Annotated in this window: 10 protein-coding genes; all 10 read left to right on the forward strand. The window is 68.0% G+C overall.

The window, feature by feature from the left end; all coding sequences use genetic code 11:
* Positions 1-35 precede the first annotated feature (35 nt).
* Complete coding sequence (locus ACM6LR_RS08695; protein ID WP_414936404.1) at positions 36-476, forward strand: DUF983 domain-containing protein; 441 nt, start codon at positions 36-38, stop codon at positions 474-476.
* 32 nt (positions 477-508) lie between these two features.
* On the forward strand, positions 509-1,372 hold the full coding sequence (locus ACM6LR_RS08700; protein WP_414936403.1) for an Fpg/Nei family DNA glycosylase: 864 nt from the start codon (positions 509-511) through the stop codon (positions 1,370-1,372).
* 438 nt (positions 1,373-1,810) lie between these two features.
* On the forward strand, positions 1,811-3,106 hold the full coding sequence (locus ACM6LR_RS08705; protein WP_414943518.1) for a histidine kinase: 1,296 nt from the start codon (positions 1,811-1,813) through the stop codon (positions 3,104-3,106).
* Between the two features lie 19 nt (positions 3,107-3,125).
* A complete protein-coding gene (locus ACM6LR_RS08710) occupies positions 3,126-3,971 on the forward strand; it encodes a S49 family peptidase (RefSeq protein ID WP_414936401.1) in 846 nt (281 codons plus the stop codon).
* A 185-nt stretch (positions 3,972-4,156) separates the two neighbouring features.
* Positions 4,157-5,578, forward strand: coding sequence for a carbohydrate-binding protein (locus tag ACM6LR_RS08715; RefSeq protein WP_414943519.1), 1,422 nt, complete (start codon positions 4,157-4,159; stop codon positions 5,576-5,578).
* 145 nt (positions 5,579-5,723) lie between these two features.
* Positions 5,724-6,560, forward strand: a complete 837-nt coding sequence (locus ACM6LR_RS08720; RefSeq protein WP_409489632.1) for a LytR/AlgR family response regulator transcription factor — start codon at positions 5,724-5,726, stop codon at positions 6,558-6,560.
* Between the two features lie 9 nt (positions 6,561-6,569).
* Positions 6,570-7,094 carry a hypothetical protein gene (locus ACM6LR_RS08725; RefSeq protein ID WP_414936399.1) on the forward strand — a complete coding sequence of 175 codons (525 nt, stop codon included), beginning with the start codon at positions 6,570-6,572 and terminating at the stop codon, positions 7,092-7,094.
* A 146-nt stretch (positions 7,095-7,240) separates the two neighbouring features.
* Complete coding sequence (locus tag ACM6LR_RS08730; RefSeq protein ID WP_414936398.1) at positions 7,241-9,031, forward strand: cation acetate symporter; 1,791 nt, start codon at positions 7,241-7,243, stop codon at positions 9,029-9,031.
* A gap of 149 nt (positions 9,032-9,180) precedes the next feature.
* The gene (locus tag ACM6LR_RS08735) at positions 9,181-9,525 is read left to right on the forward strand and encodes a DUF485 domain-containing protein (RefSeq protein WP_414936397.1); all 345 of its coding nucleotides are present in this window, start codon (positions 9,181-9,183) and stop codon (positions 9,523-9,525) included.
* Positions 9,522-10,758: cation acetate symporter (locus tag ACM6LR_RS08740; RefSeq protein ID WP_414943520.1), on the forward strand; the 1,237-nt coding region annotated here is incomplete at its 3' end. The genes ACM6LR_RS08735 and ACM6LR_RS08740, both read left to right, overlap by 4 nt.

A 10,758-nucleotide genomic window follows, 5' to 3' on the forward strand; every position in this document is an offset into this window, starting at 1 on the left:
CACGACGAGCGAGCGGCCGCGCGGGAGGCGACTGAATGAACCGGCTGGTGCACGGCGAGGACGGCCGTGACTGGGTGGTCCGAGCCCAGATGGAATGGCGTGCTCCCGCGACAGCGGACGACTTCGAGCACGATGTGGCAGGCAGCTACGGCCCGGGTATCGCGATGATCGTGGTGACGGCATTGCTCGCGATCGTGCTCATCCTGTGGACCCCCGCGGACGTGATGATCCCGTCCTGGGTTCCGTTGGCGCTCTTGCTGGTCGCGTTGTTCTTCCCGCTGCGGTGGATCCTGCGCCGTCCGTGGACCGTGGTCGCCGAGACCGAGGGCGATCTGGCGGGCGACCGGCCGTCCGAGCGCTGGGTGGGCACCATCCGCGGCATGTTCACCGTGCGCGGCGAGGTCTCGAAGATCACCAAGACCATCCAGAAGCACTCGCTGCCGGATTTCGACGGCCCGTTGCACCCGGTGGAGTAGTCGCGGCGGCCTGAACGCGCGAGACTGGGGCCATGCCCGAGTTACCCGAGGTCGAAGCGCTCGCTCACCATCTGCGTGAACACGCGGTGGGCAAGACGGTCTTCCGCGTCGACGTGTCGTCCCTCAGCGTCCTGAAGACGGCGACACCGCCGTGGACCGAGCTGCACGGCCGCGAGGTCACCGGGGCCGGCCGCTTCGGCAAGCATCTCGACCTCGTCGCCGGGGATCTCCATCTGGTCGTCCACCTGGCGAGGGCGGGCTGGCTGCGCTGGTCCGACGCGTTGTCGCCGACGCCGCTCAAACCCGGCAAGGGGCCGATCTCGTTGCGCGTCCACCTCGACGAGGCCGCCGGGCCGGGCTTCGACCTCACCGAGGCCGGCACGAAGAAGGGACTGGCGGTCTGGATCGTGCGCGATCCCGAGAAGGAGGTCGCCAGCATCGCGCGGCTCGGGCCGGACGCGCTGTCGCTGGACCGGGCGGGACTCGAGAAGCTGTTCACCGGGCGCACCGAGCGGTTGAAGACGGCGCTGACCGATCAGTCGCTGGTCGCCGGGATCGGCAACGCCTACTCCGACGAAATCATGCACATGGCGAAGCTTTCTCCTTACGCCACAACCGGAAAACTGTCCGAAGGAGCGCTCGACGGGCTCTCGGAGGCCATCCGTGAAGTGCTGACCAGTGCCGTGACGCGGTCGGTCGGACAGTCCGCGGCCAGGCTCAAGGGGGAGAAGCGGTCCGGGCTGCGGGTGCACGCGCGGACCGGGCTGCCGTGTCCGGTCTGCGGCGACACGATCCGCGAAATCTCGTTCGCGGACAAGTCGTTCCAGTACTGCCCCACCTGCCAGACCGGCGGCAAACCACTGGCGGACCGGCGGATGTCGCGGCTGCTGAAGTGACCCACCACCTCCGCGTTTAGTCCTCTAGTTGCGGTACTTGCACGCGCAACTACCGCAACTAGAGGACTAAACGCGGTCAGCAGCGGGCGGCGGCGACCCGCGGGGAGCGGACTGCTCGGCAGCGGAGCCTCGTGCGCCACGTCCTTCGCCAGGTCGTACCCGTTCAGCGCCAGCACGCCTCACCGCTCCGGACCTGGACGACCGCTCCCGGGAATCCCCCTTCCGCGACCAGGTTCCCCGACCGCGGCGAGTTTCCCCGTTCCGCGCCTTGTGTTCCTCCCCCGGAAACGATTGCCTGCGGACAGTCTTCCCGACGCCACGGGGAGTGACCCCGGGGAGAGCACCCCGGCTTTGGGTAGGGTCGGTCCCACCCTCAGTTGTCACAACTCAACGGAAAGTGGGAAGCAGGCCTTGCACCCGGTTGGTCGAGCGCAGAGCATGGACGCCGTGTCCGGGCTCGAGATCGCGCAGATCATCCCTTGGGGTGTCGCGCTGCTCCTCGCGATCCTCGTGATCGTCCTGCTGATCAAGCTGCGGCGTCCCGCGAGCATCGTGGAGAACGCGGTGCTGCAGGCCGTCCACCGGATGTCCAAGGCGACGCCGGACCTCCGCGAGGGGCTCGACGAACAGGTCGCCGACAAGATCACCAGCCAGCTGCTGGAGATGCTCGACTGCGTCGCCGTCGGCATCACCGACAGCGAAGGCACGCTGCTGTCCTGGGACGGCGAGGCCAACGACCACTACGTCGATCTCGTCGACGCCATCGGCAACGCGATCCGCAAACACCGCCGCGAGGTCGTCGCGCACGACAAGATGCCGTGCAACCACCGCGGCACCTGCCGGATGCGGACCGCCGTGATCGTGCCGCTGATCGTCGAGGGCGAGACCGAGGCGGCGCTGCTGGTCGTCGGGCGCACGCGCGGGCGGCTGGTGCAGATGGCCGACGCGGTCGCGCAGTTCGTCTGCACCCAGTTCGAGCTGGCACGCCTCGACGAATCGAAGAACCAGCTCCAGCAGGCGGAGATCAAGGCGCTGCGCGCGCAGATCTCGCCCCACTTCGTCTACAACGCGCTCAACACCATCTCGTCGCTGATCCGGACAGACCCGGAAGAGGCGCGAGAACTGCTTCAGGACTTCGCCGACTTCACGCGCTACTCGTTCCGGACGTCGGGCATGTTCACCTCGCTCGCCGAGGAACTGCGGAACATCGACCGGTACCTGACCATCGAGAACGCCCGTTTCGGCGGGCGGCTAGAAGTGCGGATGAAGATCGCGCCCGAGGTGCTTTCGGTGGTCGTGCCGTTCCTGATCATCCAGCCGCTGGTGGAGAACGCCGTCAAACACGGCCTCGCGTCGAAGCCTTCCGGCGGCTGCGTCACGGTGATCGCCGAGGACTACGGCGCCGAGGCGCTGATCAGCGTCGAGGACGACGGCATCGGCATGGAGCCTGCCAAGCTCGCGGACCTCCGCAGCCAGCACCGCACCGGCGCGCACGTCGGCCTCGGCAACATCAACCAGCGGATGCAGCAGGTGTTCGGCCGCGACTACGCGCTCATGGTCGAAACCGCGCCCGGTGCCGGCATGAAGGTGACCCTGCGGGTGCCGAAGTTCATGCCCGGTGTGCGGCCGAACCTGCCGGACTTCTCCGTCGACAGCACCGCCGTCCCCCCGCAGGGTGGCCCGCACGAGGCCAGCGGGGTGGCCGGTTCGCGCAGCGGCGTGCTGCCGTCCTGAACGTCGGTAACCTGGCGGTATGAGCGTTGCGGACAAGTTGACCTCCCGTCTCCCGATGATCGGCGACCGGGGTGAGCGCAAGGACGTCGTCGCCGTGGTGAAGCTGCACGGGGTCATCACGCCGACCCCGTCGCCACTGGCGAGGGGATCGATCAACCTCGCCGCCGTCGAATCGGCGCTGACCCGCGCGTTCGCGCACGACCGGCTGAAGGCCGTCGCGTTGCAGATCAACTCGCCGGGTGGGGCGCCGACGCAGTCGGGCCTGGTCGCGGAGCGGATCCGCCAGCTCGCCGACGAGAAGAACGTGCCCGTCCTGGCCTTCGCCGAGGACGTCGCCGCGTCCGGTGGCTACTGGCTGGCCTGCGCGGCCGACGAGATCTACGCGCACCGGACGTCGATGGTCGGTTCCATCGGCGTGATCAGCGGTGGGTTCGGGTTCACCGGCCTGCTGGAGCGGTTCGGCATCGAGCGGCGGCTGCACACCGCGGGGACGAACAAGTCCCGCCTCGACCCGTTCAGCCCGGAGAAGCCGGAAGACGTCGAGTGGCTGAAGAAGATGCACGGCCAGCTCCACGAACTGTTCGTCGACTGGGTCACCGAACGCCGGGGAGACCGCCTTTCCGGCTCGGACGACCTGTTCAACGGGGATGTCTGGCTGGGCGCCCGCGCGGTCGAACTCGGTCTCATCGACGGCGTCGGCAGCCTCCGTCAGGTGATCAGCGAGCGGTACCCGGACGCCGAGATCTCGATCGCCGAACCGAAGAAGGCCCTGCTGGCGCGGCTCGGCATCGGCGCTCCCGCCGCGGCGAGCGCGCTGCTGGACGCCGTGCAGCACAAGGCCGCGTGGAGCCGCTTCGGCCTCTGACCAGGGTAATGAACGGGACTTTCCTCGCAAAAGTTGCGAGGAAAGTCCCGTTCATCGCGTCGGGGCTGGGGGCAGATTCACCCGGACGGTGGTAGGCGTAAGTGGTTCAGACCAGGTGTCATATCGGACATACCGCTTTGTTGTGAACGGCAACAAACCCTCGACAGTGTTGACGAGGAGGTCCGATGTCCGTTACTTCTCCCCAAGCGAGCCGTCCGAGCCACCGGAGCCGCTGGAAGATCGCGCTCGGCGCGGCGGCCGGCGCGGCGCTGATCGCGGTTCCCCTCACGATCCCCGCTGCCGCCGCCGTCCCGCCCCCGCCGTCCGGCTGGACCACCGTGTTCACCGACGACTTCACCGGCGCCGCGGGTTCGCTCCCGTCGAGCGCGAACTGGATCATCGACACCGGTCACGCCTATCCCGGCGGTCCCGGCAACTGGGGCACCGGTGAGATCCAGAACTACACCGCGAATCCCGCCAACCTCGCTCAGGACGGTTCCGGGAACCTTCGGATCACGCCGCTGCGTGACGGCGCGGGCAACTGGACCTCGGGGCGGATCGAAACGCAGCGCACGAACTTCAAACCGCCGTCGGGTGGCGCGCTCCGCATCGAAGGCCGCATCCAGATGCCGAACGTCACCGGTGCCGCGGCCCTCGGTTACTGGCCAGCCTTCTGGGCGCTCGGCTCGCCGTATCGCGGCAACTACTGGAACTGGCCCGCCGTCGGCGAGTTCGACATCATGGAGAACGTCAACGGGATCGACTCGGTCTGGGGTGTGCTGCACTGCGGCGTCAACCCCGGCGGCCCGTGCGACGAGACCACCGGCCTCGTCGGCAGCCGGACCTGCCCCGGCGCGAGCTGCCAGAGCGCGTTCCACACCTACACCTTCGAATGGGACACGAGCGCCGTCCCCAACGTGTTCCGCTGGTTCGTGGACGGTCAGCAGTTCCATTCGGTCGATCAGAACCAGGTGGACGCCACCACCTGGGCGAACATGACGAACCACGCGGGCTACTTCGTGTTGCTGAACGTCGCGATCGGTGGCGCGTTCCCGAACAACAACTCCGGCACCACGACGCCGGGACCCGGGATCGTGCCGGGGCATCCGATGCTCGTCGACTACGTCACCGTCCTGACCCGCGGCGGCGGCACGACACCCACCACACCCACCACGACTACGAGTTCTCCCGGCGGCGGCAGCGCCTACAGCACGATCCAGGCGGAGTCCTACAGCCAGGCCACCGGGATCGCCAAGCAGGCCACGTCCGACTCCGGCGGCGGCCAGAACATCGGCCCGGCAGGCAACGGCGACTGGGCCCGCTATCCGAACGTCGACTTCGGGACGCGGACCGGCAGGCAGTTCCAGGCGCGGGTGGCGTCCGGCGCGGCGGGTGGCGTGAGCGGCCTCGTGGAGGTCCGGCTCGACAGCCGGTCGAACGCGCCCGTCGGCAGCTTCGCCGTCGGTGACACCGGCGGCTGGCAGAACTGGCGGACCGTTCCGGCGAACATCAGCGGGATCACCGGGAAGCACGACGTCTACTTGACCTTCGCGAGCGGCCAGCCCGCCGATTTCGTGAGCGTCAACTGGTTCACCTTCACCCCGTGAAGGAAGAGATGTGGCACGGCTAGGCGGTTCGTGTCACCGGAAAAGATGACGGCACCGGCCACCCCGGGCGCGGGGGTGGGCGGTGCCGTCCTTTTCGTTCGACTTTCGTGAGGCGGGCTGGACAGGGAACCCGGCAATGGGCATTATGCGACTCACTGTGAGTGCTCACGATGACACCCGGAAGCTCATTGTCCTTGCGGTGGACGATGAGCCCAAAGGGCTAGACGAACTAGTTCACTGTCTCCGGAACAGCCCGCACGTCGCCCTGGTCTTCCCGGCGATCGACGCTTCGGAGGCGCTGCGCCTGCTGTCCACCGACGACCCGAGGCTCGGCGACCGCAAGGCGCGCGGCCTCCCGATCGTGGACGCGGTGTTCGCCGACATCGACATGCCCGGACTGTCCGGGATGGAGATGTCCCGCGTGTTCGCCGCGCTGCGCCCGTCACCGGCGCTGGTGTTCGTGACCGGGCACGCCGAAGAGGCGGTCAACGCCTTCGACCTCGGCGCGCTCGATTACGTGCTCAAGCCGTACCAGCAGGACAGGCTCGACCGCGCGATCGTCCGCGTGATCGACAAACTCGCCGCGAACGCCGCGCCGCAGCGGGGCGGCCCCGAGGGCACGGGGCTCGTCCAGAACGACGACGAGGTCATCCCCGTCGAGCTCGCGGGCACCACGAAGCTGATCCCGCGCTCTTCGGTCCGGTGGGTCGAGGCGCAGGGTGACTACGCCCGGTTGTTCACCACCGACGGCAGCCACCTGGTCCGCATCCCGCTCGCACAACTCGAGGAGCGCTGGGAGAAGGCGGGTTTCGTCCGGATCCACCGGTCGTTCCTGGTCTCGCTGCCGTTGGTCACCGAGTTGCGGATGGGCCAGGGTGGCTACCAGGTCGTCATCGGCAACGAGGAGAAGGTGCTGCCGGTGAGCCGCCGTCACACCCGCGCGCTCAAGGACAGGCTGGTCGGCACCAACCGGTCGACGTAGCGTCGGATCATGACCGACGACTACTACCGCCGCGTCAACGGCGTCCGCGAACCGGACCCGACGCTGGGCAAGGGCAGGCACAAGAAGCCGCCGCAGCCCGAAGGCGCCGTCGTCGAGCCCGTGCCGGGTGCGCCGTCCGGCCCGAAACACGAGCAGGCGAAGCCCGAGCACCACGCGAAACCCAAGCGGCAGCGGGTGATCCTCGCCGATCCGCGGCAGGCCACGAGCACCCTGCGGGCCAGGGTCGAACTCGAAGAGCAGACCAGCTGGGGAAAGCTCCTCGTCCGGGATCTGGTGAAGATCCAGCTGCGGACGGCCTCCCTGCTGGCGCTGCTGGTGATGGGCACGCTGTGTTCACTACCGGTGCTGTTCTACCTGATCCCGTCGTTCGGACGAGTGGTCGTCGTCGGCATCCCGTTGCCCTGGTTGATCCTCGGCGTGGCACCGTTTCCGTTCCTGTTCGTCATCGGGCTCTGGTACAACCGGCTCGCCGAACGCCATGAACGCGACTTCGTCGACATGATCGAGAACTGATCGCGGAGCGGCACGGAGAGGAGGAGCATGATCACGCGCCCTCTTGTGGCCGAAGGCCCCGGAAACGCGGTCGCACATCGAGGTGACGTGTTCACTCAGTGGTGCCCTGGCGGCGCGTTTTCGTCAGCGCGCGATTAGATACCACTGTGCAGCTGAATCCGTGGGCCATCGCCGGCATCGTGCTGGTCGCGGTTCTGACCTTCTACCTGGGGCATCGTTCCTCGAGGTCGGCCGTCAGCACGCACGACTTCCTCGTCGCCCGCCGTACCGTGCGCTCCCGGCGCAACGCCGCCGCGATCTCCGGTGAGTACCTGTCCGCCGCGTCGTTCATGGGCATCGCGGGCATCGTGCTCAAGGACGGCGCCGACGCGCTGTGGTTCCCGATCGGCTTCACCGCCGGATATCTCGCGCTGATGCTGTTCGTCGCCGCGCCGCTGCGGCGGTCCGGCGCGTACACGCTGCCGGACTTCGTCGAGATGCGGCTGGGCTCGACCATGCTGCGCCGGGTTTCGACGGCGTTCGTGGTGTTCATCGGGATCCTCTACATGGCCCCGCAGCTGCAGGGCGCCGGCCTGACGCTGGCGACCATCCTGCCCGTGCCAGCCTGGGCGGGCGCGATCCTGGTGACCTTCGTGGTCGGCTTCAACGTGATCGCGGGCGGGATGCGTGCCATCACCGTCGTCCAGGCCTTCCAGTACTGGCTCAAGCTGTTCGCCATCGCGGTGCCGACGTTCATCCTGTGCATCGTGTTCGTCGGCTCCGGCGGGCCGGGCGGCGCGCGTCCGCTGGGGCAGCCTGCGCCGCCGATGTTCACCGAGAACACCACGATCTCCGTCCAGACCGACGTCACACTGAAGGTCACCTCGGTCACCGTGCTCGAGGCGTACGGCCAGATAGAAGGCGCGCGGGCCAACGGTTTCGCGGTGTGGACGCCGGAAGCCGGGCACAAGGTCACCAAGGGCACGACGCTGAAGTTCACCGCGGGCACCCCGGTCCCGGTGGTCAGTGACGCGCCCGCGTCCAACGGCGACTGGCTGCGGCCGGGCTCGGGCAGTCTCACCGATCTGCTGCAGGTCTATTCGCTGATCCTCGCGACGTTCCTCGGGACCATGGGCCTGCCGCACGTCCTGGTCCGTTTCTACACCAACCCCGACGGCAAGGCCGCGCGCCGCACGACGGTGCACGTCCTGCTGCTGCTCGGGCTGTTCTACCTGTTCCCGACACTGCTGGGCGCGCTTTCGCGGATGTACGTCCCGGAACTGCTGGTGACCGGGAAGACCGACGCGGCCGTCCTGCTGCTGCCGTCCGCGGTCCTCCCCGGACTCTGGGGGCAGATCCTGGGCGCGGTGACCGCGGCGGGCGCGTTCGCCGCGTTCCTCTCCAGTTCGTCGGGACTGCTGGTGAGTGTCGCCGGGGTGGTGTCCACCGACGTGCTGCCCGGCCGTGTCCGCGATTTCCGGGTGGCGACGGCGATCGTGGCGCTGATCCCGTTCGCGCTGGCGGTCCTGCTGCCGTCGGAGGACCTCTCGCTTTCGGTCGGGATGTCGTTCGCGCTGGCCGCGTCCACGTTCAGTCCGCTGCTGCTGCTCGGGGTCTGGTGGCGGAAGCTCAGCTGGCCAGGCGCGCTGGCCGGGATGCTCGTCGGCGGCGGACTGGTGCTGACCGCGCTGGTGGTCAACATCGTCAGCAAGTACACCGGCGGCTGGGCGCCGTGGTTCTCGAACCAGCCCGCGCTGATCACCGTGCCGGCGGCGTTCCTGACCACCTACGTGGTGAGCCGCGCGACCGGGTACGGGCGACCGGACGACGTCCACGGCGTGATGCTGCGGCTGCACGCGCCCGACCCGCTCGGGTTCATGCGCGATCGCGCGGTCGCCCGGTTCGGGCAGGCCGAGGAGAAGACGCGGACCACCGGAAAGGGTCGTCACCGGAAGTAGTTCACCCGGTCGTGTCGCAACGGTCTACGCAGAGTCGTCTCGTTCACTCAAATGGATTGCCCCTCTCGCGCCCCATAAGGGGCATGATCTCCCGTGACGACGAAATCGGCCAGGCGTCACGAGTGTTCGCGGCAGGTGGGAGGTCCGACGTGAGTGGCACCGAGCAAGACCTCGGCCCGGATCCGGAATCCGACTGGGAAAAGGTGCAGGCGAGCCCGGAATTCACCGAGCTGCGACGACGGCTCCGGGTGTTCGTCTTCCCGGTCTCCGTGCTGTTCCTGCTCTGGTATCTGCTCTACGTACTCCTCGCCGACTACGCGACCGCGTTCATGGGCACCAAGCTCTTCGGCAACATCACCGTCGGCCTCGTCTTCGGCCTGCTGCAGTTCGTGTCGACCTTCGTGATCACCGGCCTTTATGTCCGGTACGCGAACCGGAAACTCGATCCGCTCGCCGACAAGATCCGGCACGGGGTCGAAGGGACCGAACGGTGAGCACACTGGCCGCGGGCGTCCAAGGCAGCAATCCGGCGCTCAACATCACCATTTTCGCGGTGTTCGTCGCGATCACCCTCGTGATCGTTCTCCGGGCCAGCCGGAATACGAAGACCGCTTCCGACTACTACGCCGCGGGCCGCGCGTTCACCGGCCCGCAGAACGGGATCGCGATCTCGGGCGATTACCTTTCCGCGGCGTCGTTCCTGGGTATCGCCGGCGCCATCGCGATCAACGGCTACGACGGTTTCCTCTACTCCATCGGCTTCCTCGTCGCGTGGCTGGTGGCGTTGCTGCTGGTCGCGGAACTCCTTCGCAACACCGGCAAGTTCACCATGGGCGACGTCCTCGCGTTCCGGATGAAGCAACGCCCGGTCCGCGCGGCGGCCGCGATCTCCACCCTCGCCGTCTCGTTCTTCTACCTGCTGGCGCAGATGGCGGGCGCGGGCGGCCTGGTGAACCTGCTGCTCGGCATCGAGGGGAACCTCGGCCAGGACCTGGTGATCGCCGTCGTCGGCGTGATCATGATCCTGTACGTGCTGATCGGCGGGATGAAGGGCACCACCTGGGTCCAGATCATCAAGGCCGTCCTGCTGATCGCGGGCACGTTCGCGATGACGTTGTGGGTGCTCGGGAAATACGGCTTCAACCTCTCCAACCTGTTCCAAGCCGCCGTCGACAAGGGCGGACAGACCGGGGAAGCTTTGCTCGGCCCGGGTAAGCAGTACGGGAAGACGGGCACGACCAAACTGGACTTCCTGTCGCTGGGCATCGCGCTGGTGCTCGGTACCGCGGGCCTGCCGCACGTGCTGATGCGCTTCTACACCGTGCCGACCGCGAAGGACGCGCGCCGTTCGGTGGTCTGGGCGATCGCACTGATCGGCATCTTCTACCTGTTCACGCTGGTGCTCGGCTACGGCGCGGGCGCGCTCGTCGGCCCGGACGTGATCGCGAAGGCACCGGGGACGACCAACTCCGCGGCGCCGCTGCTGGCGCTCGAACTGGGCGGCCCGGTGCTGCTCGGGTTCATCGCCGCGGTGGCGTTCGCGACGATCCTCGCGGTGGTGGCGGGCCTGACGATCACGGCGTCGGCGTCGTTCGCGCACGACGTCTACGCCAACGTGATCAAGCGGGGCAAGACCGACGCCGACAGCGAAGTCCGCGTCGCGCGGATCACCGCGCTGGTGATCGGGGCGGTCGCGATCGTCGGCGGGATCCTCGCGAAGAACCAGA

The sequence above is a fragment of the Amycolatopsis sp. cmx-11-32 genome, assembly GCF_047608695.1.
GTDB lineage: Bacteria > Actinomycetota > Actinomycetes > Mycobacteriales > Pseudonocardiaceae > Amycolatopsis.

What these genes read in the sequence shown, in the direction of transcription:
- ACM6LR_RS08715 (WP_414943519.1), top strand. Translation starts at nt 4,157, where the DNA reads ATGTCCGTTACTTCTCCCCAAGCGAGCCGTCCGAGCCACCGGAGCCGC.
- ACM6LR_RS08720 (WP_409489632.1), top strand. Translation starts at nt 5,724, where the DNA reads ATGCGACTCACTGTGAGTGCTCACGATGACACCCGGAAGCTCATTGTC.
- ACM6LR_RS08710 (WP_414936401.1), top strand. Translation starts at nt 3,126, where the DNA reads ATGAGCGTTGCGGACAAGTTGACCTCCCGTCTCCCGATGATCGGCGAC.
- ACM6LR_RS08695 (WP_414936404.1), top strand. Translation starts at nt 36, where the DNA reads ATGAACCGGCTGGTGCACGGCGAGGACGGCCGTGACTGGGTGGTCCGA.
- ACM6LR_RS08725 (WP_414936399.1), top strand. Translation starts at nt 6,570, where the DNA reads ATGACCGACGACTACTACCGCCGCGTCAACGGCGTCCGCGAACCGGAC.
- ACM6LR_RS08705 (WP_414943518.1), top strand. Translation starts at nt 1,811, where the DNA reads ATGGACGCCGTGTCCGGGCTCGAGATCGCGCAGATCATCCCTTGGGGT.
- ACM6LR_RS08700 (WP_414936403.1), top strand. Translation starts at nt 509, where the DNA reads ATGCCCGAGTTACCCGAGGTCGAAGCGCTCGCTCACCATCTGCGTGAA.